General features: G+C 48.8%; 21 protein-coding genes. 7 read left to right on the top strand and 14 right to left on the bottom strand.

Features of this window, described 5'->3' with window-relative positions; all coding sequences use genetic code 11:
- Positions 1 to 184: 184 nt before the first annotated feature.
- Together ABN764_RS12935 and mscL are read left to right on the top strand one after the other, a co-directional pair.
- Positions 185 to 1,108 carry a diacylglycerol/lipid kinase family protein gene (locus ABN764_RS12935; protein WP_051250017.1) on the top strand — a complete coding sequence of 308 codons (924 nt, stop codon included), beginning with the start codon at positions 185 to 187 and terminating at the stop codon, positions 1,106 to 1,108.
- A gap of 72 nt (positions 1,109 to 1,180) precedes the next feature.
- A complete protein-coding gene (gene mscL, locus ABN764_RS12930; RefSeq protein WP_021256230.1) occupies positions 1,181 to 1,660 on the top strand; it encodes a large conductance mechanosensitive channel protein MscL in 480 nt (159 codons plus the stop codon).
- 133 nt (positions 1,661 to 1,793) lie between these two features.
- Here the strand turns inward: mscL and ABN764_RS12925 are convergent, their stop codons facing one another.
- From ABN764_RS12925 to ABN764_RS12915, 3 genes are all read right to left on the bottom strand, one after another.
- Positions 1,794 to 2,105, bottom strand: a complete 312-nt coding sequence (locus ABN764_RS12925) for a hypothetical protein (RefSeq protein ID WP_028533563.1) — start codon at positions 2,103 to 2,105, stop codon at positions 1,794 to 1,796.
- A gap of 238 nt (positions 2,106 to 2,343) precedes the next feature.
- Positions 2,344 to 3,126: a TrmB family transcriptional regulator gene (locus ABN764_RS12920; RefSeq protein WP_446672106.1), complete on the bottom strand. Its 783-nt coding sequence runs from the start codon at positions 3,124 to 3,126 to the stop codon at positions 2,344 to 2,346.
- A 222-nt stretch (positions 3,127 to 3,348) separates the two neighbouring features.
- A complete protein-coding gene (locus tag ABN764_RS12915; protein ID WP_174811573.1) occupies positions 3,349 to 4,107 on the bottom strand; it encodes a zinc ribbon domain-containing protein in 759 nt (252 codons plus the stop codon).
- Between the two features lie 246 nt (positions 4,108 to 4,353).
- On the opposite strand from ABN764_RS12915, the gene ABN764_RS12910 reads away from it, so the two are divergent.
- The 3 genes from ABN764_RS12910 to tlp all read left to right on the top strand — a co-directional run bounded on the left by ABN764_RS12910 (position 4,354) and on the right by tlp (position 7,855).
- A complete protein-coding gene (locus ABN764_RS12910) occupies positions 4,354 to 6,642 on the top strand; it encodes an ATP-dependent helicase (protein WP_446672105.1) in 2,289 nt (762 codons plus the stop codon).
- Between the two features lie 140 nt (positions 6,643 to 6,782).
- A complete protein-coding gene (locus ABN764_RS12905; RefSeq protein ID WP_021261278.1) occupies positions 6,783 to 7,466 on the top strand; it encodes a GTP pyrophosphokinase in 684 nt (227 codons plus the stop codon).
- Between the two features lie 164 nt (positions 7,467 to 7,630).
- Positions 7,631 to 7,855: a small acid-soluble spore protein Tlp gene (gene tlp, locus ABN764_RS12900; protein ID WP_021256236.1), complete on the top strand. Its 225-nt coding sequence runs from the start codon at positions 7,631 to 7,633 to the stop codon at positions 7,853 to 7,855.
- 90 nt (positions 7,856 to 7,945) lie between these two features.
- Here tlp and ABN764_RS12895 read toward each other — a convergent pair whose 3' ends face one another.
- From ABN764_RS12895 to ABN764_RS12865, 7 genes are all read right to left on the bottom strand, one after another.
- Complete coding sequence (locus tag ABN764_RS12895; protein WP_446672104.1) at positions 7,946 to 8,803, bottom strand: M15 family metallopeptidase; 858 nt, start codon at positions 8,801 to 8,803, stop codon at positions 7,946 to 7,948.
- A 355-nt stretch (positions 8,804 to 9,158) separates the two neighbouring features.
- Entirely contained in the window at positions 9,159 to 10,547 is a 1,389-nt protein-coding gene (locus tag ABN764_RS12890; protein WP_174808097.1) for a dicarboxylate/amino acid:cation symporter, read from the bottom strand.
- A gap of 209 nt (positions 10,548 to 10,756) precedes the next feature.
- Complete coding sequence (locus ABN764_RS12885) at positions 10,757 to 11,437, bottom strand: DNA alkylation repair protein (protein WP_446672103.1); 681 nt, start codon at positions 11,435 to 11,437, stop codon at positions 10,757 to 10,759.
- 255 nt (positions 11,438 to 11,692) lie between these two features.
- Positions 11,693 to 14,035: a glycoside hydrolase gene (locus tag ABN764_RS12880; protein ID WP_446672102.1), complete on the bottom strand. Its 2,343-nt coding sequence runs from the start codon at positions 14,033 to 14,035 to the stop codon at positions 11,693 to 11,695.
- Between the two features lie 268 nt (positions 14,036 to 14,303).
- Positions 14,304 to 15,602: an ABC transporter substrate-binding protein gene (locus ABN764_RS12875; protein WP_446672101.1), complete on the bottom strand. Its 1,299-nt coding sequence runs from the start codon at positions 15,600 to 15,602 to the stop codon at positions 14,304 to 14,306.
- Between the two features lie 255 nt (positions 15,603 to 15,857).
- On the bottom strand, positions 15,858 to 16,694 hold the full coding sequence (locus ABN764_RS12870; protein ID WP_021256242.1) for a carbohydrate ABC transporter permease: 837 nt from the start codon (positions 16,692 to 16,694) through the stop codon (positions 15,858 to 15,860).
- Positions 16,694 to 17,575: a carbohydrate ABC transporter permease gene (locus ABN764_RS12865; RefSeq protein ID WP_021256243.1), complete on the bottom strand. Its 882-nt coding sequence runs from the start codon at positions 17,573 to 17,575 to the stop codon at positions 16,694 to 16,696. Before ABN764_RS12865 ends, ABN764_RS12870 begins: the two co-directional genes overlap by 1 nt.
- A 167-nt stretch (positions 17,576 to 17,742) precedes the next feature.
- Between ABN764_RS12865 and ABN764_RS12860 the strand changes: the two genes are divergently transcribed.
- Both ABN764_RS12860 and ABN764_RS12855 read left to right on the top strand, forming a co-directional pair.
- Complete coding sequence (locus tag ABN764_RS12860; protein ID WP_446672100.1) at positions 17,743 to 19,602, top strand: cache domain-containing sensor histidine kinase; 1,860 nt, start codon at positions 17,743 to 17,745, stop codon at positions 19,600 to 19,602.
- A 1-nt stretch (position 19,603) separates the two neighbouring features.
- Positions 19,604 to 21,322, top strand: a complete 1,719-nt coding sequence (locus ABN764_RS12855; RefSeq protein WP_446672099.1) for a response regulator — start codon at positions 19,604 to 19,606, stop codon at positions 21,320 to 21,322.
- 158 nt (positions 21,323 to 21,480) lie between these two features.
- Here the strand turns inward: ABN764_RS12855 and ABN764_RS12850 are convergent, their stop codons facing one another.
- From ABN764_RS12850 to ABN764_RS12835, 4 genes are all read right to left on the bottom strand, one after another.
- The gene (locus ABN764_RS12850; RefSeq protein WP_446672098.1) at positions 21,481 to 22,722 is read right to left on the bottom strand and encodes an MFS transporter; all 1,242 of its coding nucleotides are present in this window, start codon (positions 22,720 to 22,722) and stop codon (positions 21,481 to 21,483) included.
- Between the two features lie 245 nt (positions 22,723 to 22,967).
- Entirely contained in the window at positions 22,968 to 24,071 is a 1,104-nt protein-coding gene (locus tag ABN764_RS12845; protein WP_446672097.1) for a GerAB/ArcD/ProY family transporter, read from the bottom strand.
- A gap of 28 nt (positions 24,072 to 24,099) precedes the next feature.
- The gene (locus tag ABN764_RS12840; protein ID WP_446672096.1) at positions 24,100 to 24,333 is read right to left on the bottom strand and encodes a hypothetical protein; all 234 of its coding nucleotides are present in this window, start codon (positions 24,331 to 24,333) and stop codon (positions 24,100 to 24,102) included.
- Positions 24,333 to 25,535, bottom strand: coding sequence for a Ger(x)C family spore germination protein (locus tag ABN764_RS12835; RefSeq protein ID WP_446672095.1), 1,203 nt, complete (start codon positions 25,533 to 25,535; stop codon positions 24,333 to 24,335). Before ABN764_RS12835 ends, ABN764_RS12840 begins: the two co-directional genes overlap by 1 nt.
- Positions 25,536 to 25,594: the final 59 nt, after the last annotated feature.

The following is a 25,594-nucleotide window of genomic DNA, read 5'->3' as shown; positions in this document are numbered from 1 at the left end:
GTTCATGAATCTCTCTCACAAACATTTACATTTGATATAAACTTCCTGCCCGAAAATCACCCCAAACAGAGAACGTTCTGCTATTATGGAATAGCAGTAAACAGAATAATAGTCAGTGCAATCTTAATATAGTGCCCGTATGAAACGTCTTGGATTCGGCAAACATGGGAGAGATGGAATCTTGATGCTCTTTGTAATCAATCAACATGCAGGCAATGGAAAAGGGCTGCGCACATGGCAATTGATAGAGTCGCGCATGCAGCAGCTAGAGATCGAATATACCTCCTGCGTGACAGCAACACCCGAAGAAGCAGAGATGCACGTAAGTGCTCATCTTACGAAATACCCTCGTTCTACGATAGTGGTACTCGGCGGAGATGGAACGATTCATCGACTACTGCCAATTCTAGCAGGTACCCAAGCTGCATTAGGAGTTATTCCTGCTGGCTCAGGCAATGATACCGCTCGAGGATTTCATATACCTACTGAACCATTGCAAGCATTGCATACCATTCTTCACGGGCAGCGAAATGCTGTCGATCTGATCGAGATCAACGACAAGTGGACATTGACCGCTTTGGCGACAGGATTTGATGCGGAAGTAGCAGAAGCCGTCAACCAGAGCCGTTATAAGCGTTGGTGCAACCAACTTCGAATAGGCTCCGCTGCCTATTTGATCGGCGCGGTCATCGCGATGTTCACGTTCAAGCCCGCAAGAGCCTCCATTACAATCAACGGTACCATACATCATTTTGACAACGTGTGGCTAACGGCTATCGCCAACTCCTCTTCCTACGGGGGAGGAATCCGTATCAGTCCACAAGCTGACCCACATGACGGAGAGCTGGATATATGCATTGTACACAGCTGCACCCGTTGGACCTTAATGAAGCTATTCCCGACCGTATTTTCCGGCAAGCATGTGAATCTGCCTTATGTCTCGATGCTGCGCGGACATGATGTTCATATCACTTCATCGAACGATCGCGTTGCTTATGGTGATGGGGAACGGATTGGCACTACTCCGCTCCAAGCTGCAATTGGTAGACATAAGCTGCTCATGCTTCAGCCTTCATCAAGTCATCATTACGAATCGAAGATTGTCTAAAAAACTGTTTCTGTATCGCGATTAAGGGTAAGTATTACATGGTAATGCCTACATGAGAAAGGGGAACCATTCGTGGGAGAATCAAAAGTCAAATCATTTTTCGGAGAATTTAAGCAATTTGCAATGCGAGGCAACGTTATCGATCTAGCAGTCGGTGTTATTCTCGGCGGTGCCTTCAATAAGATCGTGACTTCGGTTGTCAACGATCTCATTATGCCTCCACTCGGACTGTTGATGGGCGGAGTCAACTTTAAGGATTTGTTCCTTAACTTGAGCGATCAAGACGTATCGTCATTGGCGCAAGCACAAGCAGCGGGAATTCCCGTTATCGCATACGGCCAATTTATTAGTATTATTATCGACTTCATCCTTGTGGCCTTCTCTGTGTTCCTGCTTATTAAAGGGATCAATGCGCTTCATCGCAAGAAGCCCGAAGCACCTGCAGAGGAGACAACAAAGTCTTGCCCGTACTGCCTGTCGGAAATTCCGAAGGAAGCTACTCGCTGCGGACACTGTACTTCTATCCTGAACGAGTCCGAAGCCAAAGCGTAACGAGCACGTACCGCAAGTTCTCCATTTAAGATCATTCAACAAAAGACCTTCTTGCTGCACCACACCATCCTCGTGATGATGTCTGTAGGAAGAAGGCCTTTTTTGTCCAATCGGATATAGCGAGACTACATTGCTATATGGAACGGTTCGGCTTGCTCATAAGCTGCTCCGCAATCGCGCGAAGCTGCATATCTGGCGTATATACTTCCTCGCCCATATCCACTTTTTTAATCCGAATTTCTTCTACATCTGTACCCGCGCGATCTGGCTCGAAGCGAAGCGCTGCTTCATCCGTACAATGAACTTCATACCCCATCATGCGCAGCATTTCCTGCATATCATCCACAGTTGGCTTCTCTTTATCCGGTGTCATAACTAGGCCGCGAAGCTTCGCGATATCGTCAGTTCCGTGATGAACAACTTCAAAATGTACAATGCACTCCATACGATGCCCTCCTCTTGCTGTCTCTTAGCGAAGCTGTCCTTCCTCGTATCTTCTCCGAAAGAAGATCGGCACATACTTTACATGCATATGAAGTCTTTCAACATCCATTACATGTATCTATGTCAAACACCGATTTGGCTTGCTGGTATACTAGTCGTTCCGATATGTTTCTATACGTAAAGATACTTTGACCGGTTTCGGGTTTTGGTCATTTTTCACTTATCTGTCACGATTGATGTTAATCAAAATACGATGAGATGACCGCTTGGATCCGCTTGTTAAATGCCTCTGCATCTTCAGCCCCCATCTCGCTTTGCCATTCGTACAATACGAGATCCTGTACGAACTTCCCTAAGACAAGCCGGGTGATCGCTGCATGCTCTGTAAGCAGTGCCTTCGTTGCCACACCTTCCCCCATTGACCCAACCAATGCTTCCTTACGATCAATAATAAATGCAAAAGGACGCGTGTGACGCATGCCATCTGCATCGAACAAGGAAGGCACCCGCATACTTGCATTGTCCTCCGAACCCGCGATGGACCACAGCACCTTCACTCCCCGCGCCTCAGCAAGTGCCAAGTGCTCCCGAATTAAGGTCGCATCCTCTGGCCACACATCTGCGATAATTTCCAGCTTAGCCTCCTGCAGTACGCGTTTCACGGTCTCGATAACCGCCCGCTCACCTTCGATACTGTAGAACGAAGTCTCAACCGCTTCTGTCACGGGCATGTGCTCCCGAATATAGTGAAGCGATGAATCTAATCGAGAGGCTAATATGCGCGTCAATTCCTCCGGCTGCAATGCCGCATAGTGAGAGGGTTCTCCATCCCGATGCAGAATGACTCCATGATCAACGAGCCGCTGTAATGCTGCATATACATTAGAGCGCGACACGCCTAGTTTCTTAGCAACCTCATACCCCGTCATCGCACCTTGTTCGGATAGACTGACAATAATTTTAGCTTCCATCTCGGTAAATCCCAATGAACGTAAATGTGTAATTAGGCCTTGACCTTCCATCGTACTCCTCCTGCTCTAGATGTCTCCTTACTCGTATTGCTCGTACAATGAAAAAGAGGCCGCCGTATTTCCATAGATGGCAGGCCCCTATTGTCATTCCATGCATATAAGCTGACTGATACACATTTCCCCATTCCCAGTTTAGACTTCTTGCAGCTGGGTTGTTGTCAGTCTGTACTGCCTCAACTTACGCGAAGTGAATGGTGCAACGGAACCAGATGCTTATACGAATGGCGTCCCGCACCGTTCACACCATTTGGCTTCCTCGTCTGCCGTGCTGTTGCAGTTCGAACAGCGTCGACCCGCTATTTCTTCTTCTTTCATAATGGTAATTCGGCGACCGCCGACCGTTACGTTCAAGTCATCATGATCCCGATCGACCGCTCCACCTTGTTTAAGCCGGCCTTGATCGGAAGATGCACTGCTCTGAGAGTCTTCCGCATGCGGCTCCAATACATGCTCATCTTCTTCCTCTTCCTCGTACGTATAGTCATGCTCCTTATAATCGGTATGTTCCGGATAACGCACAGCCTCTTGAGCAGCAGCCGCCTCCTCTTGCTCTTCCCGCTTGGCCTTCAGGAAGGCCATGCCGAGCTCATCAATCTCTTCTTCCTCCACTTGTGGCGGCTCTGGCAGCTTGCGTCCGCATACCGAACAATAATTAGCCGAAAATGGGGCAATTTCGCCGCATTCGCATCGCTTCTGCTTACGCAGCTCGCTTACCTTCCAATCCAGAAGCTTCATCTCTTCTTCAACGAGCAGATTCAGCTTAGCAATTTCCTTCAAACCTTCCTCCGCAAGTGTTAAGTCATTCTTTTTATAGGCATCATATACGAGTTCGCCGATATCATAGACATTCTGCTTCCATTCTTTGCGCTTAGCTACTATTTGGGCTTGAACCCGGTTCATTTCCATCATGTTATGCGCTTTTTCCGATGCTTTGGAAGCACCATCTTTAATTACTTGTATAAAGCGGTTCATCCCAATATCTCCTTTCAACTGCCATTACGGCAAAATTCCTCTGTTAAACTAATAAACGCAGTATTAGCGATGTGAAACCCATCGCCACGACCATGCGCTATTCTCTGCCTTGAACTTGTCATTACAACGTCTTCAACAACAACGTATGCATGGCTCAGGCAAAACATGTATCCCTGTCCACTGCCTTGCTAGAACATGTATAATATCATGTAACGCTTATTTCTATCATAAAGGAGATACACCATCATGACCACTCCTTCTTCATCAGAAACGGTCAGGGCCCAGTGGCGCTCTCGTCCAGTTGGTATAAAGAGGGAACAACCCGTACCTACAGCGCGATCGGCAGACCCATACACAGTCTCTCGCCATGATTGCGTTCAATCAAGCAATGACGGCAACGATGCGCCTCCTGCATCTGCAGACTTCTTCGCTGCGTTAGAGCGACAAGGGATACGCCTGCATGACGCACAGCGGGATGCAGTGCGCCATATAGACGGGCCCCTGCTCTGTTTGGCAGGAGCCGGATCTGGCAAGACATCCGTGCTGACTGCACGCGCTGCCTATTTGATGACCGTCGGTGGAGTATCACCGGAGTCGCTATGGCTGGTCACCTTCACAAATAAAGCTGCGCAGGAGATGCGAGTGCGCCTTGCTAAGCTGCCCGGCGTTACACGCGATATGGCTCGCAGGGTTCAGGCACGCACCTTTCATTCTTTCGCTCTCAAGCTGCTGCAGGCTTATGCGCCTCCCTTCCAACTGATGGCAGAGGAACGCAGACGGCATGGCTTGATGAAGCGCATACTACGAGAGCTCGGGCTGCATGATACCCTGCAAGCCGAGACGGCGCTCGCTGCGCTCTCCTCGCTCAAGTCGCGCCGCCTGATGCCTACTGATTGGAAAACAACAAATGCAAGTGAACTCGATATGCGACGTGCGCTTATTCGCTTCGAAGAACAGAAAGCGCAGCAAGGGTGCAAAGACTTCGATGATCTCCTAATCGATCTTCTACGGCTGCTGGAGGAAGACGCTAACTTGCTTGAGCGTCTCCGCCGCCGTTTCCAATATGTGCTTGTAGATGAATTTCAAGATACGACGCCTGTGCAGTATGAACTACTTCAACGAATTACCGACGGGCACCAAAACTTAGCCGTTTTCGGTGACGACGATCAGACGATATTCACTTTTAATGGAGCAAGCCATCGTTATATCACGGAATTTAAAAATCAATACCCTGCAGCGAAGCAGGTTACGCTCGACTTTAACTTCCGATCTACACCAGCCATTGTTGGCCTAGGCAATGCGGTCATTGCCCATAATGAAGAGCGGCTGCCGAAGCAGATGAGAACTCCAACTGGCGTTCATGTCGTGACAGATAAGGAGCATGCACCAAGTGCGCCGCGCTATCTTCGCCCCCGCGATGCGGAGGAAGAGGCACAGATTATCGCCGATCATATTCAAGCGGCTGTTAATGCCGGTACGCATACGTGGAGAGACTTCGCTATCCTGTACCGAACAGCGAATACCAGCCGCGCACTCATTGAATGCTTGACGATACAGGGCATTCCATTTCGCCAGTTCGGAGCTGAGCCGTTTTTCTATGACCATAATCTTGTTCGCCCGCTTATCGACCATCTTCGGCTGTCGCTTGCCCCGCGTGAGTTCAGCGCACTGGACAGCGCTGTTGCCGCACTATATATCCCGCGGGAGACAGGCATGCAATATCTGATGGGAGCAGAGCGGAGCAAGGCCAAGAAATATCCGCTTATCCATCTGCAGAGCTGGGACAAGCTGCCCTCCTTCCAGCGCGAGGCCGTCAAGCCACGCATTAAGCTTATTAAGAAGCTGGCTGCGATGAAGCCATATATCGCGCTACGAGAGATGCGGCGCGAATTCTATGACAAGTTCACGGCTGCATCTTCTGGAGAACGATCAACCGCTCATCAAGAAGGGGCAGCGGATACGCTTGAGGAATTGGAGTCCTCAGCCAAGCGCTTCGATACTGTCGAGGCCTTCCTGAAGCATATTGACGAGTTGAAGGAGAAGTATGTTGCGATGAACCCCGAGTATGGGGCACAGCATCGAACAGGCAGCTCTCTGCCTTCTGGACGAGCACCAATGCAGGCAGGGACAAGAGCTCCTTCCGCGATGCAACGTGCAGAGGACGGGGATCTGGAGGATGCCGTCACCTGCATGACCATTCATCGCGCCAAGGGCCTGGAGTTCCCTGAAGTATTCCTAATCGGTGCGGCCGATGGAATTCTCCCTCACCGCACAGCACTTCGCAAGGGGGCCCCGCCAGACCGCTCGGCGGCACTGCGAACAGGACCACGAGCAGAACAGATGCATGACATCTCCCGTCCTGAGGCGGAAAACGCAATTACGAATGATACGCTCCTTGAAGAGGAACGCAGGCTTGCTTATGTGGCCGTAACGAGGGCACGCGAGCAGTTGTACATCAGTTCCCCAGCAATCGTGCATGGACAGAAGGCTGAAGTAAGCCAACTGCTCATGGATGCTTGGAACATCGTCATATAGGGTTGCGCCCGAAAGTTGAGTTTTGAAATACACACCCTTTATCCAGTACAATAGGATCAGATGCTATGTTGTTATTTAGGAATAGAAGAAAAACGACGAATAACCGATTACTATACCGTGCTAAATTGAGGGGATATTTCATGTCCAAAACCGATATGATTATGAAGCAATACGAACAGGTAAAGCAGTTGCCTACCTTGTATCAGCTTGCATTGGAAGAACTGGAGACTAAGATCAAGGTCATTCAAGCGGAATGGAAAATACGCAATGGTTATCCGCCCATCGAACATATTAAGACGCGTCTGAAGGAGCCTAACAGCATTTTCAGCAAGCTGCAGCGCAAGGGCTTCCCATTGACGCTGGATTCCATCGTGGACAAAATATATGACGTAGCAGGCATGCGTATCGTCTGCGCCTTCGTTAAGGATATTTATCTCATACTCGAACATTTAAAGACTCGTGAAGATATTCGTATCGTGGAAATCAAGGATTATATCAAAAATCCGAAGAGCAATGGGTACCAGAGTCTCCATGTCATCGTTCAAGTGCCGCTCGTATTATTCGAGGATACACGCTGGATCTATGTTGAAATTCAGCTTCGTACGCTTGCCATGGACTTCTGGGCAAGTCTGGAACACATTATTTACTACAAGTTCGAACAGCAGGTTCCGGCTCATGTAACAGAAGAGTTAACCGAGGCCGCAAGAGCAGTCGATCAGTTGGATCGGAAGATGCTGGAGCTGCGCAAAGAAATATTATCGTACAATCACGAGGATTGGGCGAACACGATTCAGAAGGGCTTGCCTTGGGAGAATGCTCAATAGTGCTAATGCTCCCCATAGGCAGTGATGATGTTCATCTCTGGGATGAGAAATGGTTGGATAAAACACGCACCATTTGCACATCGTAACGATGACGTCGGAGGACTTGATCTGTCATGTTCACCGGCGTCAACCGATAACTGTCATCACGAAGGAGGACCACGAACATGGCCAAACCCGATGATCGCTCTAACAACGCAGCTCGTCTGCAGAATGCAATTGATAACACATCGAGCAAACTGCATGAAACTGAGCAGTATTTAACTGAGCATGCTGAAGAGATTAGCGCGACAGAGCGCCATAACTTGCAAGCCAAGAATGAGCGCCGCCGCCACAGCATCGAAGGGTTTGCGGCTGAGAAGCGTGACGAGCAATCGAACGCTTCCTCGTAGTGCACCCAATCGTTGACAGATGAATCGAATGAAGAGAGGCTGAGCTTGAAATCCAAGCTCAGCCTCTCGTATTAAGTAATATAATTTGTATTATTGCAGTAACTGTTCTAACGTCAATTTTCCGTCATAAGCTGCCTTGGCTGCTTCCTTGCCAACATAGCGGACATGCCATGGCTCGTACACATAACCGGTAATGCTCTCCCCGTCCTTCGGATAGCGAATCATGAATCCGAATTCGTGAGCGTGTTCAGCCACCCACTTCCCTTCATCCGAATCACCGAATACCTCTTCCAGTACATCGCCTACGCTTGGACTCGATAAATCCATCGTGAGGCCCGTCTGATGCTCGCTCGTTCCAGGAACTGCGCTAACGCGGGCCGCATATTCCTTCCCTTGCGTATTCACGTAATGATTGAATAGGGATTCCTGACGCTTGAAAGAACGGTAACCCGATACGGCATGCAGCGTCACGCCCTCTTCCTTCGCCTGCTTGAACATCTCCTCAAGCGCCTCTGCCGCTTCCTTGCGCATATGACGCTTCTCATGTGCCTCTTCGAAGGAGAACTTCACATTCGGCTCCACAAGATCCGGCGGCTCATAACCATCTGGCAAGTAACGCTCCTTATTGACCACAACGAGGATGGACTCTGGATTCGTAACAACCGCCTTATCGCCTTGCTGTTCAATCGTGGAGCTGAGTCCGTATTCCGATTTTAGCTTGGCTGTAACGGATGTTGTGTCATCGGTATTGGCTGAGCCCTTCTCTCCTTGACCCTCTCCGCTTCCTTCTCCCTGCTTATTATTATCCGGCGCTGGTGTCAATGCCGGGTCAACTTGTTCTTGTCCGGATGTTACTGCTGTCTTGTCCGGGCTTTGGCAGCCGCTGAGCAGAATTGCTGTTCCCAGAGCAAATACAAGACACTTCGCAGTCATACTATGCTGACTCATTGGTATTTCCCCTCTCCCAATCTATCAATTGCAGATTGAGAGTCTATTATATCGCAATAGAATTGGTATTGCGAATAGTACAGATGTGATACAGATGCTCTTTATAAAGTCATCTGCGAGGGTTATAAAGCTTCTCCTTTGGGGTGACATACAGGTATAACTTAGGAATGGAATTACGCAAGCATCTAGTGGCACTCCTATGAGAGGCGGCACATCTTCCAATAAGCCAATTAGTGGGATGACTGGCGATGTGAAGGAACGACTGCGACCGACAGCAACCCAACCTTCCTAAGGCCCTCATAAAAAAAAGAGTACCTTCTAGCTGCAGACTAGAAGACACTCCTCTTCCTCGATGCTATACGGTTACAGTGTTATGACTGTTCTTCGCTTCCCGTCCAACTTCAATATCATCATCCTCATCACGATTGAAGGCCTCACGATCGAACTCGCCTTCACTTTTGCCAACCAGCAGGGACGCAACCGTCGTACCTGTCGCATTAACTGCCGTACGCGCCATATCTACGATTGCATCTACACCAAGAACAAGTGCAAATCCTTCAATCGGCAGGCCTGCCTGAACGAGAACGACAGTCGTCGAGATGGACGCTGGACCGGGAACACCCGCTACACCAACAGACGCTAATGTTGCTGCACCAATGATGAGCAAGTAATCGGCAATATTCAAGTCAATACCGTATACGCGGGCAATGAACACAGCAACTATGGCCGGATAGATTCCACCGCACCCGTTCATATTAATTGTAGCGCCAAGCGGAGCCACAAAGCTGGCAATTCGATCAGACACCTTCATTCGCTTCGTAATCACTTCTAGATTCACGGGCAGTGTTGCGTAGCTGCTGCGGGTCGTAAAAGCAACTGCAATGGTCGGATACGCCTTCTTGAAGAAACGAATTGGATTTACACGCGCACCGAAGGTGACAAGCGACCCGAAAGTCACAATCATATGAATCAAGCACGCCACATAGACCGCTATAATAAACCATGCAAGCTCCTTCAAGGTCGATAATCCATACTTGGCGGCCATCGAGGTCATAAGCCCGAACACACCGTATGGAGTAAGCTTAATAACCAGTTTCGTCACACGGAACATAACATGGGAGAAAGATTGAAAGAAGGCGCGAATCGGCTGTACTCGTTCGGGATTGCGCAGCCCCTCTAGTGTAATCGCCACTGCAATGAAGGCCGCAAATATGATAACCGGCACGACCTTGCCCTGTGCCATCTCATTGATCGGGTTGGAAGGTACGAGATCAAGCAGCACTTGCTTGAAAGTTGGGATCTCACGTTGTTCGAACCCCTGCGCCGCTTCCGAGCTCTGAGCAATACCAGAACCAGGATCAATAACGAGAGCTGTTCCGAGACCGATAACAGCCGCGATAGCAGTCGTAATCAGGAACAACGCAATGGTCTTCGTTCCAAGCTTCTTCAATACATTCGGATCCTTCACAGAGGTAATACTTGAAATAATCGCAGCAAATACGAGCGGCATGACAACCATCTTAATTAAGCTGACATAGATAGAGCCTAGAATACTAACATCTGCCGCAGACTTCCCGAATATGGCTCCAAGGGTCAAGCCAAGCGCCATGGCCAGCAGTACGCGAAGGCCGAACCCAACCTTCTTCTTCGCAAGCCACCACAGCAAGATGACGAGCAGCAGTGCAGCCCCCCAGCTCGCATAGACATTCCAGTCTTGCGGGGTAATCCAGTTCTGTTCCTTCATCGTTACAACCCCTTCGTCTATTTATTCTAATAATCCCTAGTTGTTTAATTGGTATTATAGAAACGGGGACGGAACTCGTCAATACTTTTTTTATATGAATGGATTTGTTGGATATAAATGGATTAGTGGATAGATATGAACAAACTTGCCTCCAAGGATCTGTACAACTAGACCAAGCCGCTTGCCACACTGCCGCACTTACTGCTGTATTACCTGCTCTCCAATCTCTTCAATGCCTCACGCCGGCTTAGCGGCATCAGCGCATGCAGCTCTACATAATCCCTTACCCATTCTGGATTTGTCTTCGCATACTCACGCAATGCCCAGCCAATGGCCTTCTGCAAGAAAAATTCCTTCGATGCAATATGCGTATGAATCGCCAGATGCAGCAAGTTCGTATTCGTCTGAGCTTTGTATTTCAACTGAAACAGTATCCCTGTGCGGTTCAGCCACATCTGATCCGAATGAATCCAGCGATCGGCATATTCCGCCCAAGCCTCAGGGTATCGCTTCACCACCCCTCCCACTGTGCAGGTTGCCAGTCCATCAACCGTATCCCACCAAGATCGGGTTACAATGAATTGCTCGATTCTATGTATATGTGCCAAATTGAAAAATTTCACTCCACCTTCTAATAGTCCCATTGCAACATAAGCAAATTCCCGTTCCTCCAGATTCCATAAATGCTGGGCTGCATGCAATATCTCTTCTGCAGACTGCGGCTTGCCGTACAACTGCGTATGCTCTTTAATCAATAGCTTGCGCACAGGCTGAGGGACGCCCAGAAACGGAAACTGATCTCGCATATAAGCGGACATTGCTGACGCTCTATCTGGATCGGCACTTGCACGAAAGGATTCAATAAGTGGTTCGATTGGATACACGCTCATGAATATCTCTCCCTTATATCGACGAGTTGCATTGTTTGAAAGTCGGTAGCTGCCGCCCAAGTCTTATGCCAACCATACTCCCAACGAATAGAAAGACACATAACTATTCTCCGCGCATCCCCCATCACCCTTCCAAACTCACCTGCACCTATAGCACAGGATCAGTAGCATGAGCATGGCAGTTGGCATACAACTTACGCATGGCAGCAAGCATACTACTCCTGTGCTACGTTTCTTCGTTACTTTGCTAATAGATTATTTCGCCATAAAAACTGAACCTGCCTCGAAGACAACGCGCTGCTTCCCATCGAGAATAAGCGCTGACATTGCCTTCACTGTATCTGTACCATAGGAAATATCCTTATCGGAGAAGTTAACGACGACTTTCAAATCCTCCCCATACTGAGCCGACTGAACAAGGCGATCCGATGACAGCACCTCAAATGCGGTCATCTCCCTCTGCACAGCCTTCGCATGGAAAGGTGACCATACCCTCAGATATGATGTGATCAAACCTTTATGATTGTCCCATTCTTGCTTATCAAGATGATACAGCGGCGGAACATTGTACAGCAGCTCGTACAGCATGCGTGCTGCCACCTCATCCTTTATTTTGAGGCTTCCCCATTCCCAGTGATGGGTTGTAATGACCGAATCGTTGTATACCAGCTTGAATAAAGGCAGGGAGTACACCGGATCAATATAAATATGCTGGTACAGTTCCTTAATCGGGACCTGCTTCGCATATTTGCCCGGAATACCGCCGTCCGGCGACCAATAGGCTCCTACATAGTAGGGGCTGTTCTTATCTTCGCGCATATCCTTATCGTTCCACTTGATGACCGGGGTTTCCAAGCCATGCGCGAAAGCGATCACGCTGCTGGCAAAGTCGTTCCCACCCTCGGAGCCAATGACCATATGCTTCTCCTTCGCAATATAATTCATGCGCTCAAGGCGTGCCTTCCGATCTTGCTCCTGCGTCGTGATATGTCCAGGTGTGTAGTCATCATAAATTTCCCCTGTTGCATCACAATCAATGAACCACGTATTATACAGAATGTGATCCTGCAGAATCAGCTCCATGCGCTGCTTCACACTAGGAAGTGATAAGGTCGGATTCAACTTGCGTCCGCGATTCAGGAATCCCCCGATCTTGACCCCCTTCTTATTGGTAATCGTAGCTTCTTCATACAGCGAGGCATCTGGGAAGTACGCTGTATTCCAGTCCTTGTTCTCTTCCTTCTGGATCGAATGATACGAATCATAAGGCCCTATTAAGTATCCAAACTTCGAAGCATTCTCGACGAAAGTTGGATTCATTAATCCATCTGCCCAGTTCGGCAATCCAATCCACGCCATAGCAATACCGGTCTGCTTCATCTCAGAAATGATCGCACTAGACTTATCCTGCCCCCATGCTGAAGGATCGTCCAGCGCTTCTCCGAATGCATGTTTCAATAAGCGCTTGTTCAGTTCATACAGCTTCTGTTCACTTAGCTTGCTGACACCAGCAGAGACAAGCTGCTGTGATTCGGCATCCAGCTTCGGGAATTGATCCGCTTGATACAACTGCTCCAGCTTCATCACCTGGTTCAAGGCTCTGACCATGACCCGCTTCTGGTATGCATACATACCATCCTGCCTGCCTTCTGACAGCGCATTACGCAGCTCTTGACCACCATCCTCCGTAAATTGATCCGCCAGCTTCGCAATCCATGACCATATCGGATCATTAAGCTTCTTCTTCATGATAGGCCAATGGATATTCGTCTCATCCAGCGCTTGGCTGTTCCACATATACATATGCGGAGCGCCATATAGCTTCTCAATGTCCGGATTGTCCTTCTCCTTCTCCGCAAGTGTCTTGAAGTCTTGCTGCTCCTTCACATATTCCCGGTACAGTTTCGCAACAGCTACCGGATCATTGTCCGTTACATATAAGCGGAATCCATATTCTTTGTTTGGATTAATCGATGGGAACTCATGCGTAAACGCCATCTCAATGCTCGGTTCTGTATGGAACGAGACTTCATTGTTAAAGGGATTCTCGACCACATAGAGCAGGCCGAAATTGCTCTTTTTGAGCGCCATGAAATTCATTGAGAAGGACTCGCCCCATGTCATCGTCTCTTCGTGAAGGAACTTCTTCCAATTCGGATCTTGGGCAGGGATTCGCTTGCCTTCCCATAGCGGCAGCATGTAGCTGTCTGCTTGTACCGTCGGCCATGCGAATTGCTCCGCTCCGATCGATTGAATGCGAATGTCCAGATACCCCTCCTTCTTCTGTAGAATTACCTTGACCTTATCATCTGGATACGTCCATTCTGTACGGTCAATCATCTGCTTCATATCACGTACATTCCGTGGCTTGATCGGGACAGAAGCGTGTTCCTTAACGCCGCCATGCTCGATCACGATATCAAATGTTGCCGGGTCAACCTGGTACGTGAATTTACGATAAGCAGCCTGTATGGCTTGAACCGGGTTGGATACCGCTACTGCACTATCTTCCGCCTTGGCTACCTCTTGTTGACTGCAGCCTGTGAACATACTTACAGCCATAGCTGCTGCAATCGTTGTTAGTAATCCTCTTCTCATCTGTGTGCATGCCTCCTTCATTACCGCTACTCCCCCATACCATCAATAGAACACAGAAGTATTCCCTCGGGCACGAAGGTAGCGAATTGAATGCATGCCACATCATATCGTCCCTCTGTTACACCAGTGTGACAAACCTCGAAATGCAAGTATTGTGAGATCACCTGCCCCAAATTGACTGCCTTTTAAGTCAAACCTGTGATGAAAACGCTAACCTGTGGCAACAGCAAAGCGGCCTCTACATGGATAGAGGCCGCCGCATTTATTGTTACTTTTTCAGATTATCCCAAGCCTTCTGGAAGTCAGCGAACATTTTGTCCTTATCCGACTTGCCGGCAATATAGGCTTGAATTGCATTGCCGAATTCCTGTGTTGCGCCGTCCGGATACTTGAACCAGTTCCAGCTCAGCACTTTGTTGTCCTGGCTGTACTTCACCACTTCTGCGGCAATGTCGCCAAGGTCATCCGCTGTCGCCTGAATCGTCGACATCGCAGGAATGAACTTGAACTGCTTCGCAATGTATTCCTTGCCGATATCAGAAGATACCATCCAGTTCAAGAATGTCTTCGCCTCTTCTTTCACCTTCGAGTTCTTGTTCACTACCCAGTTGTTCGGTACACCGACGAGGAGCTTATCGTTCTTCGCTGCATCATCATCGATTGGCATTGGGAGTACACCCAAGTTCAATTTTGGATCAATGCTGTCGATTTGAACTTGTGTCCAGTTGCCTTGCTGCATCATCGCCGTCTCACCCTTAGCAAACAGCGTTACTTGTGTATTGTAGTCCGTAGTGAGCGGATTTTTATTTCCGTATTTCACCGTCAGATCGAGCAGCTTCACCCATTTCTCGAATTCCGGGTTGCCTTGGAACTTCGCACTGCCATCACTAAGCGCCTTAATAAATGCATTTGGGTCTGCTTGTTGTGCAAACGGCACGTTCAAGTTGTGAATACCGAGAATCCACCATTCCTGATAACCATTCGAGAAAGGTGTAATGCCCGCTGCCTGAAGCTTCTTCGCTGCGTCTTCAAGCTGAGTCAGCGTCTTCGGCATCTCTGCAATTCCTGCCTTCTGGAATAGATCCTTATTGTAGATGAAGCCGTATCCCTCTAAGTTCATCGGCATGCCGTACAGCTTGCCGTCCTTCGTCATAGGCTCCTTAGCAAGAGGAATGACATCCTTCACCCATGGCTCCGCAGACAAGTCTTCTAGATGATCTGACCACGTAATCATCTCTTGATAGCCGCCATTATTGAATATATCAGGAGCATCGTTGCTTGCGAACTTCGCCTTCAATGCTGCGCCGTAATCCGCACCGCCGCCCACTGTCTGAATATCGAGTTTAATATTCGGATGAGTCTTCTCGAACTCGCCCTTTAGGCGGTTGAGTGCCTCAGCAATTTCGACTTTGAACTGAAATATTTTAACTGTCTTTACTTCTTGATTGCCTTTTCCTTGATCGCCGCCAGAGCTCGTTGTTCCTCCATCGCCCTTCGATCCGCAGCCCGCCAGCATGACGGATACCGCCAACATCATTAACAAAGACCATTTCGCAACTCGCTTCATTGCAAGACCTCCCTTTGTCTGTTTCCCTTTTCATTCATTCGGTTGCTATACCAATCTCCTCACTGTACCATTTCCACATGTTCCACAACTCATCCGTCGGAGCCATCAACAACCCAGCAGCATAAGTGGCTAAGGTGAACTGCCAGTGGCTCTTATCGCTTGCTGCATCTTGATTATAGCTCTTGTTTTGCAAACGGTTACAGAGAGAGAATTGACCGATCAGGTGGAATTCATTGATCGATTCGTGTACTCTAATTACCCTTTGACCGAACCGGCAGTAATCCCTTCGATAATATACTTCTGCATCGCCAAGAAGAAGATCACGATCGGCGTTATACCAAGCACGAGCGCTGGCAGTGCGAGATCCCACTGCTTCGTGAACTGTCCGAAGAATGCATATGTTGCGAGCGGAATCGTCCGCAGGCTGGCACTCTGCAGCATAAGTGAAGGCAGCAAGTAGTCATTCCAGATCCATAAGCTGTTCAGAATCGCAACCGTAACGAACATCGGCTTCAACAGCGGAAATACAACCTTCCAGAACACGCCATAGGGTGAACAACCATCCACGACAGCAGCTTCTTCAATTTCAAGCGGAACGGATTTGATGAAGCCGTGGAACAGGAATACCGACAGCGGCGCGCCAAATCCAAGATAACATACAACCAGACCTAGCATACTATCGGTTAGCTTCAACGTTCCCGTTACCTTCACGAGGGGAATCATGATCGATTGGAACGGGATGACCATTGCCGCAACGAATAGCATGAACAACGTTCGGTTGAAGCGCGTATTGTGGCGCACCATCCGATATGCCGCCATAGCGCTCGTTAAGCCTACAAGCAGAACGCTTACTACCGTAATAAGCAATGAATTGGTGAATGCTTGCGGGAATTTCGTCATTTCCCATGCCTTCTGATAGTTCGCCCATTCGAACGATGCCGGCCAGCTTGCCGCGTTGGACAGCAGATCTCCGAAGGACTTCACCGAGTTCACGAGCAAGAAGTAGAACGGGACAAGGAAGACAAGTCCCACAATAACCATCAGGACTTCTAAAATAAAGGTTCGCATATTGTATGATTTAATGGCTTCCATTACATATCAACCTCCTTGCTCTTCGTGATGCGCACTTGGATGAGCGTAATGGCAGAGACAATCAAGAAGAATACGAGCGCCTTCGCTGTGCCGAGGCCGTATCGATTGTTCTGGAATGCTTCTAAGTAAATGTTAAGCGCAACCGATTCTGTTGATTTGAACGGGCCGCCCTTCGTCAGGGACAAGTTCAGATCGAACATCTTGAACGACCAAGAGATCGCCAAGAACAAGCATACCGTTACAGCCGGCATAATCAGCGGGATGATAATGTTGCGCAGCACCTGTCCCCGGGTTGCCCCGTCAATTTCTGCGGCTTCCAGCACGTCTTTGGGCACATTCATCATTGCTGCAATATAGATAACCATCAAGTAACCGGCAGTCTGCCAGACAAATACGATAATGATTCCCCAGAAGGCCGTTGTCTCGTCACCGAGCCATGGCAGGTTGAAAAATTCAATCCCCGTCATCTCTCCTACCGCTGCAAATCCCTTAATGAAAATGAACTGCCAGATGAAGCCAAGCAGCAGCCCCCCGATGACATTCGGCATAAAAAATACCGTCCGCAGCACGTTGCGCAGCTTCAGTTGTCGGGTCAAAATATAAGCCAGCGCGAAGCCGAATAAGTTCGTTAGTATAATGCCGACGACCGTAAAGCGTGTCGTAAACCAGAAGGCTGGGAAGAAATCCGAGTCCTTCGCAAATATTTGAATGAAATTATCGAGCCCTACCCACTTCACAGTACCCGCGACTCCATTCCAATCGGTGAAGGAATAGTACATGCCGAGCACAAAAGGAATTGCGACGATAAGGGTAAAAAAGAATGCCGCAGGTCCGATGAAAAAGACTTGCTGCAGGGCTTGAGATGATCGTTTACGCGACATCCGACTCTCTCCTTTTCAACAGAAATAATAGAGGTTATTCGTTCTTGTTGCTTTCAGTATGCACGCGAATGTAAACGGTTACCACAGATGGTCTTGAACGAAAAGGTGGAATATATTGACCCTCTCCCAATGTAAGCGTTACACTGTGAATCTGAGGGGGCGAATGTATGCGTTGGAACAGTATCCGTACCAAACTTATTTTATTTATGCTCATTGCCACTATCGTCCCGACTGTAGCGACGATGATCATTTCATACAGCTATACGACGGATTCACTAGAGAAGCGCGCCATTGAGCAAAGCCATCAGCTAATGTTCCAAGGGAAGACGAACTTAGCGAATTTCGTGGACAATTTGAACCGTGCCTCCTTAACGATCTATACCGACTATGAATTTTATCGCCAGCTGGACAGAGGCTATGACGATTACACGTTCGATTCCTACACCTATGTCACGCTGCAAAATATGGCATCATCCATGAACGGAATATGGCAGGTGTACTTCTATCGCACCGAAACGAAGCGCGCCTCGCTGGTCATTCAGAGCGTGCCTCGGCGCATCTACGATGCGAAGCTCTATGAGGATACAGCCCGCTATGCGAAGAACGGCATTCAGATGCAGCCTACACATTTAAGCCATACGTACGGGTTCTCCTCGTCACCGTTCTACTTCCCGAGTGTACAGGTATTCACCTTGCACCGACCGATTTACCGCATCCCGGCCAACGATCGCATTGGGATGCTGTCAGTCGATGTGAAGCTTGAATCACTCGCCCAAATTATGGATCAGCTGTACACGCAGGAGCAGGAAAGCATCTATCTGCTAGATGACTCCGGACACGTCTTCTACGCAGATGACCGACAAATCATTGGACAGCAGCTCGAAGCAAGCTGGTACGACCGCGAACAAATCAACAAGAAAGAAAGTGGCCACTTCGAGCAGGATGGAGCCATTTTCATTCATGAGCGCGTTGCGACGCCGCTGGCGAATTGGACGCTCGTGAAGAAGATACCGAAATCGTACTTGCTGCAGGAGGCGAATCAGGCCGCAGTCATTAACATGATGCTCATCGCCCTGTCGCTGATTGTCATCATTATTGCTACGATCGTCGTATCGTTCCGCATTACAAAGCCGATACGTCAGCTCGTCCGCTACATCAACCAAGTGCAAACGGGGAACTTGCGCGTAAATATCCAACCTGTCAGCAACGATGAGATCGGCGTCGTCCTGAAGCGATTCCGCAATATGATGGATATGATCAACAACCTTATTTTGCGGGAATATCAGCTTGAGCTTGCGAACAAATCAAACCAGCTCAAAGCGCTGCAGGCCCAGATTAACCCGCATTTCATGAACAATGCGCTGCAATCGATTGGAACACTGGCGCTGCAGCATAATGCGCCGCATATTTATAAGCTTGTCACCGCGCTGGGTAAGATGATGCGCTACAGCATGTATACGGACAAGAGCACAGCAACCGTGCAAGAAGAGCTCGAACATGTGAAGGCCTATTTGCAGCTGCAATTACAGCGATTCGAAGACACTTTCCAAGCCGTATTCGATATTGACGAGCGAACGTTGGACACTCAAGTGCCAAAGATGACGCTGCAGCCTCTCGTCGAGAACTATTTCAAGCACGGAATAGACCGTTCCGTACCGAGTGGGCAGCTTGCCATTCGCACCAGATATATTGAGCGGACAGAACAAGCACAAGGCATAGTTGTCCCCTGTCTGCAGCTAATCGTTGAAGATAACGGTCGAGGCATGACCTTGATGCGTAGAATCGAACTGAACGAGAGGCTGAAGGAGGTACATCCAGAGCTGCTGGGCACACGAACAAGCCATACCTTGTCACGGGACGAATTCGTCTCGGATTCCTCCTCTGGCTCGCCGTCCAGCATTGGACTGGTCAATGTGCTCGCCCGGCTGCAGCTGTTCACCGACGGCAAATCTACGATGAGAGTCGAGGAGCAGTATCCACAAGGCACTCGTATTGTGATAGAGCTGGAATTGGAGCGTGATAACTAACATGATGAAGGCATTAATCGTAGACGATGAGAAGCACGTACGGGATGCAATCCGATTGCTTGTAGATTGGGATACACACGGAATTGATACGATTATGGAGGCTGCGGACGGCGAGCAGGCTGTCGAACTAATCCAACAGCACAAGCCTCAGCTGGTCATGACCGACATGATGATGCCGACAATGAGCGGAACAGCGCTTATGGAGTGGATGAGCCGCCATGCTCCTTCAAGCAAGATCATTGCCATCAGCGGGCATGATGATTTCTCACTCGTTCGCCATGCTATGCAGCATGGTGGCATGGATTATATATTGAAACCAATCGACCCCGATGCAGTTAATAACGCCATCGGAAAGGCGATCGCCGCATGGACGCAAGAAGAGGACGTTCGCCAATCAAGCCAGCAGCAGCGCATGCAAGCCAACGAATTCAAGCCAATGCTGGCTGAGAAGCTGTGGTCTGGTTTATTGGACAATCCTTGTGTCTATGAAGGAAATGTGCGCAGATTGCAGCGCGAGTTCTATCTCCCCGAATCCATCACGTGCGCTCGGCTTGCTGTAGCTCGAATTCACGCAGGACACGTCAATTGGCGCGGGAAATTCGGCGAGAATAGACATCTGCTATTCTACTCGCTTGTCAATATTGCCGATGAACTGCTGAACGGTAAGACCTACACATCGGATGGGCAGCGTAATCACGTATCGACTTGCGGCGCCGCCTTCCGCTATGGCGCACCGGAAGGCGAGCTTATTATCGTCATGTGGGATTCTCCCATGCGGCTGGAGGCTGTGCTGGATCAACTGAATGCCGGGCTGGAACAGACCTTCAAGCACCGACTGCACTTCGGTGTATCGAGTTTGTTCTCCCTACCCGCAGGAATCTCCGCCGGATATGCCGAAGCCAAACATGCGCTAATGCATCGCAATTTGCTCATGCACAGTACGCATATCCATAAGTCTAAGGTTACAACGGAATCATTAGCGGATGAGACCGCACGAATCGCTTCTCCCCCCCAGCATACGGGAGTCTCCAAGCAGATCCGACTTGCCTCCTTCGAGGAGGAATGGAGACTTGCTCTGTTAAGCGGGCATAAAGAACAGCTCCGTCAGGCCGTGCACACCTTCATCGAAGCACAGAAGCAGCTGTCGCAGCTAACCCCGGATATGCTTATTGGGTGGATGAAGGAGTGGGAAGCCTTTCGTGTGCGGATGGAGCAAGCTGCCGCTCCAGATGCCGCTTCAGTTGAGGAGATGCACGCTGGTACACCAGATCAGCTGTCTATTCACTTCCATTGTCCCGAATGTGTGGATGATTTCTCATGGAGCGACTGGGAGCAGGCCTGGCTGTCTTCCCTTACTCAGCTGTCCAGCCTGCTGATGCAGCAAAAGAAGGAAGAACAGCACATCATTTATGATATCGCCAAGTACGTGGAGCAGCACTATCATGAGGAGGTATCGCTGCAGGATATCGCGCAGCGCTTCTATGTAAGCCGCGAATACATCTCTCGCAAATTCAAGCAGCAGCTCGGCATTAACCTGTCTGATTATATAACGAATATTCGTATGGACAAGGCACTCCGGTTGCTGCTCAACCCTCACCTGCGCATTGCTCAGGTGGCCGAGATGGTTGGGTATCAGGATGAGAAATATTTCAGTAAAGTATTCAAGAAGACACAAGGCATGTCACCAAACACATATCGCAAGCAGCAAATGAATCCGTAACCGTACTATATTGCAGAACAGGGGCGTCCCATGAATAGAAGCGAAAGCTACCCTCATAGAACGCCCCATCTTTTATTATGAAAACACAGCTATTTTCTAGGTGCATAGCTATGCTATGCACCTAATCAGCTATGTACACAACCTACATTCTAAGCAATTCAGCAGCCAATTTGTTTCTCCGATTGGTGGCTCACATGCCGCCCTTCCCGAAGCAGCACGTTCCTTCCAAGCGTCCCCGCAAGAAGCAGCATACATACGCCCAGAAGCATCGCAAGTCCCCACGTCTGAAACCACATCGGCAGCCCCTTGATCCCGTCAAACAGCAAGCCGCCAACTATCGGACCAACGAAAGCAGCCAGTCCTGTAATCGCCGAATACATAGCAATGAACATCGGCCGTTCGGTCTTCGGCGTATCGCCAATAATGAAGTTAAATGCCATTTGGTTGAAGCCGCCTACCCCAATCCCAACTAAGCTATGTGCGATGAGCAGCGCCGCGAACGTCGGAATCCATGCCGTAAGCGACCAAGCCACACAAGACACAGCAATGATCGGCAGCGTACACAACAGCAAAAACTTATTGCTGTACTTCGCGTTCAAATTGCCCCATACATAGAGGCTGCACATGCCTACTACCGTCTGTACGACTGTTATGATCGATACTTGATCATAACCAACCCCAAGCAACTCCAGCATCATATAGGAGAAGAAGGGCAATATCATATTTTGGAACAGCAGCCATACTGACAAGAACAGCACTGGCATCATAAAAGCACGATCACGCAGCGGCTTCTTCACCATCGATATCAGGTTCGTTTCTGTCGATCGCGTCATCGGCAAGTTCGGGTAGAAGAAGAACACGCCGATATTGCACAGCGCAAATACCAAACTAATCATAAATATAATTTCGAAGCCTTTTCCTCCAGGATAGGCGCTCAGAATCTGCCCGCCAATAAACAGCGTTAAGCTCCCTACCGCGTTGACAATCGTATTGCGAATACCGAAGTATCTCCCTCGAACCGAAGCAGGAACCATATCCCCCATAAAGTTGGTCCATATGATACCCGCTCCCGCATTGGCAACGAACGCCACCGTATACATGATCATGTACACCGTGATCCATAAGCCCTTGTCGAACAGAAACGGAATCAATCCCGTTGCCGCCCACGTAAGTCGATGCACAGCAACTAACCCAATCAGCGTCCACTTCGGCGAATGCACCCGCTGCAGCAAGTAAGCAATCGCAATTTGCAGGACATTCACAAATGTCGTGATGGACAGTATAAATCCAATCTGACTTGAGGATGCGCCTAAATACAATAAATATCCGGTTAGGAACGGGCCGCCGAGCAAAGTAAGGGTAACGACCGCGTTAGCTCCCTCCAGTGTGCCTATCCACAAACACTTCCGACTATCGGAAAATTTGCGCTTATGACGAGACCTGGTAGTAGTAATGACGATGCACACTCCTTGTACGTGTCAGGTACCGCTCGAAAGCGGTTACTTTGTGAAATCACCGTCATTCTACCTTCAAGCACCATCATCGTCAATCGAGACTGCCGCGTTGCAGCACCGAAATTTCAACATCCCAGCGGCACGATCCACCTCAAAGAGAAACATTCGCTAATTAGTTAGAAATTACGGCATTAATCTCGTGTTTCCTTATGTATGGCCCGTCTCTTTTTCCACCATGCGATAATCAGAAGCAGCAGCGGGTACAACAACAGCACAGTTGCCGCGAATAATGGCTCTGTCGTCATGAAAAGATCGACCATATCCTGCAAATTATCTGCAGTCCAAAAGCTCATCGCAATGATCAACACACCGAGTGGAAATATGATAGACCGATAATCTTTTAACTTCAGCCATTGGGTGGTACCAAGCACGAGCATGTAATACCAGGTAGCAATTTGCACGAAGCCGCCCAGCACCCACAACACGACCACGATTGCTTCTACATGCTCAAAAAAGTCGGCAAGACTGATATAACGAGATGCCACAAACACCGGAAATGTAAACATCGACGTTAACGGACCGAATAAGAACAAGCATAATAAATTCGTAACGACCATCGTAATTAGCATAAGTATCACAGGGGCTACACTCCATTTCCAACGGCTGCGCTTACCTATCGCAAAGGGGAGGAAAAAGCCAATCAGCACAAATTCCAGAAACCAGGTTGCCGGCGTTATCGACCCATGCAAGACCGGTTCCCACCCATTATTTAGTATGGGAAACATCTCTGTACCGTTCAATACGGGAAGAAGGAACAACGGGATGCACAGCAGCAAGACCATGAACAAAGGTGCAATAATCAATGCGAATTTGCCAATGACCTCAATTCCCCCTCGAATTGCTACCGCGCATACGAAAATGAGTACCGTACTAATGACCATCTCCGGTGTACGCAGCAGCAGCGATCCCACGATGAACTCCCCATACTCTCGAAGTATGGTTCCCGCCCCATGCAGCAGATAGAACATCAGGATCCCATTTGCCAACGCCCCTGCCCAACGGCCAATGAGAATCGGCCCATATTCTACCATAGTCTTATCGGGAAAGTATCGATTTAGCCGCATACCGACATAGAGCGAAATAAATCCCGCTAAAGAACTGATGATTGAAGTTAACCACGCATCGCGTCCGGCTATCTGAGAGGCTACCGTCGGAATCACGAGCACTGCAGTAGCGCATACCATTAAGTACATCAGCATGCATAGCTGCGGCCATGTTATTTTCCCTTGTTCCATCCCCCTGCAACCTCCTTTTTCCTTAGAATCAAGACGGATGTTTCAACCACAACAGCAGCGGCTTATAGATGAAATCTATCCATTGGCGTGGAGTTGTCCGTTGCGGGAATTCACTGACCAACAGCACGACAAGCCACGCCAGACTCCAAATAATAACAAATACCCGCTTTTCTCGAATAGACGTCCTGCTTCGAATTCTCCATTCAAATATGAAATTTGCGAGAAGCAGAAACCCCATACCCGATAAAAAATAGACTCCCATTATTGAAACCCTGCTTTCTGCTCGATCGTACTTGTGATACTACCCGGACGTTCAATAACGGCATGTACGCGTACTTCTGTCCTCATATCGGCATAAATCTTTTCCCAATTGGATCGGATTTGATTCTTCCACTGAGCAGGATATTTCCGATGTATACGAGATGCGAATCCGAGCACATCCGTATTCAGTCTCTGCTGCGTCGTCTTGATGGATTGTTTGATGAGGTGTTCAATGTTCGCCTCCGTTTTTGATTCCACTTGTTTCGTCTGATCCGCATCCGATACGTCCAGCTTCGTGTTATTCTGGATCATGTCCAAAAAGGCGACTAGCTTCACGCGTATCGTCAGTTGCTTACCGTCCCAATAGGGGTCAATTGTAATGGAATTACGATGAACGCGCAGGGACAAACAGTCCTTGCTATCTCCTTCCTTACAAAAGGAAACAGTTAACCGCTTCTTTTCACCACGCAGCCACATCACGCCAATCATGTCTTGGCCGCCAAGCTCTCCAATATAGCGATCCTTCTTAAAAACGGCCAACTTTTCAATAGAAGGAGCCTGAATGCCAAGCTCGCTCTCCTTCCATTCAGTGTATGGCGCAAAAGCCATAGTCGAGTCTCCAGCCATCATTTTCATATAATCAAGCAGCGTCACATTCCATACGGATCGCGATTTCCCCAAATCTTTGAACAATTCAGCGACATCGTGATGAAGCTGCGGCAATGACTTCAGGACTTCGTTTGCCTTGCCGTCCGCAATAAACAGTAGTGCATTCTCCCGTGGATTCTGATATCGAAGGAAAAAGTCGAAATGTTTGAGTAATCCCTCTTCAGCTAATTTTTTGCTGATGACATACACTTCGGTCTGACCCCAGAAAATATATCGCGGCATCTTATTTTGCAGCTTAAATACCGCCTCACCCAGTGTCTTTGCTTTAGCAGAGAATACAGTGGTCGTGCCTCCGCCGCCATTTTTTTTACTGTCGCCAGGCGTCGCTCCGCCACCTCCTCCTCCTCCTTCTTTCGGAATGTACACCAGCAAGGTCATCTTTACATCGCCATCTCCGTCCTTGTCCAATCCAGCGGCAAGAATGATCGAAAGCTGCTCAATTTCTGTCCGATCCCAGCAACCTGCCAAGAGTATCCATAACCAACACAGAACGACCAGTCTGACTATGTTCCGAGAGTCCTTGCTCAAGCCCATACTTCTACCTCTTTTCTCCGTATCGCCGCTGTATAGCAAGCTTTTTGATTTATTTTCAT

Source organism: Paenibacillus wuxiensis (genome assembly GCF_040195695.1).
In the GTDB taxonomy this organism is placed as follows: Bacteria; Bacillota; Bacilli; order Paenibacillales; family Paenibacillaceae; genus Paenibacillus_B; species Paenibacillus_B suaedae.
This window is presented reverse-complemented; position numbering and strand designations above follow the sequence as displayed.

Bases quoted from the DNA above. Each gene is read 5' to 3' on its own strand.
- ABN764_RS12935 (WP_051250017.1), top strand. From the start codon at position 185: ATGCTCTTTGTAATCAATCAACATGCAGGCAATGGAAAAGGGCTGCGC.
- ABN764_RS12925 (WP_028533563.1), bottom strand. From the start codon at position 2,105: ATGGAGTGCATTGTACATTTTGAAGTTGTTCATCACGGAACTGACGAT.
- ABN764_RS12920 (WP_446672106.1), bottom strand. From the start codon at position 3,126: ATGGAAGGTCAAGGCCTAATTACACATTTACGTTCATTGGGATTTACC.
- ABN764_RS12915 (WP_174811573.1), bottom strand. From the start codon at position 4,107: ATGAACCGCTTTATACAAGTAATTAAAGATGGTGCTTCCAAAGCATCG.
- ABN764_RS12910 (WP_446672105.1), top strand. From the start codon at position 4,354: ATGACCACTCCTTCTTCATCAGAAACGGTCAGGGCCCAGTGGCGCTCT.
- ABN764_RS12905 (WP_021261278.1), top strand. From the start codon at position 6,783: ATGTCCAAAACCGATATGATTATGAAGCAATACGAACAGGTAAAGCAG.
- tlp (WP_021256236.1), top strand. From the start codon at position 7,631: ATGGCCAAACCCGATGATCGCTCTAACAACGCAGCTCGTCTGCAGAAT.
- ABN764_RS12895 (WP_446672104.1), bottom strand. From the start codon at position 8,803: ATGAGTCAGCATAGTATGACTGCGAAGTGTCTTGTATTTGCTCTGGGA.
- ABN764_RS12890 (WP_174808097.1), bottom strand. From the start codon at position 10,547: ATGAAGGAACAGAACTGGATTACCCCGCAAGACTGGAATGTCTATGCG.
- ABN764_RS12885 (WP_446672103.1), bottom strand. From the start codon at position 11,437: ATGAGCGTGTATCCAATCGAACCACTTATTGAATCCTTTCGTGCAAGT.
- ABN764_RS12880 (WP_446672102.1), bottom strand. From the start codon at position 14,035: ATGAGAAGAGGATTACTAACAACGATTGCAGCAGCTATGGCTGTAAGT.
- ABN764_RS12875 (WP_446672101.1), bottom strand. From the start codon at position 15,602: ATGAAGCGAGTTGCGAAATGGTCTTTGTTAATGATGTTGGCGGTATCC.
- ABN764_RS12870 (WP_021256242.1), bottom strand. From the start codon at position 16,694: ATGGAAGCCATTAAATCATACAATATGCGAACCTTTATTTTAGAAGTC.
- ABN764_RS12865 (WP_021256243.1), bottom strand. From the start codon at position 17,575: ATGTCGCGTAAACGATCATCTCAAGCCCTGCAGCAAGTCTTTTTCATC.
- ABN764_RS12860 (WP_446672100.1), top strand. From the start codon at position 17,743: ATGCGTTGGAACAGTATCCGTACCAAACTTATTTTATTTATGCTCATT.
- ABN764_RS12855 (WP_446672099.1), top strand. From the start codon at position 19,604: ATGATGAAGGCATTAATCGTAGACGATGAGAAGCACGTACGGGATGCA.
- ABN764_RS12845 (WP_446672097.1), bottom strand. From the start codon at position 24,071: ATGGAACAAGGGAAAATAACATGGCCGCAGCTATGCATGCTGATGTAC.
- ABN764_RS12840 (WP_446672096.1), bottom strand. From the start codon at position 24,333: ATGGGAGTCTATTTTTTATCGGGTATGGGGTTTCTGCTTCTCGCAAAT.
- ABN764_RS12835 (WP_446672095.1), bottom strand. From the start codon at position 25,535: ATGGGCTTGAGCAAGGACTCTCGGAACATAGTCAGACTGGTCGTTCTG.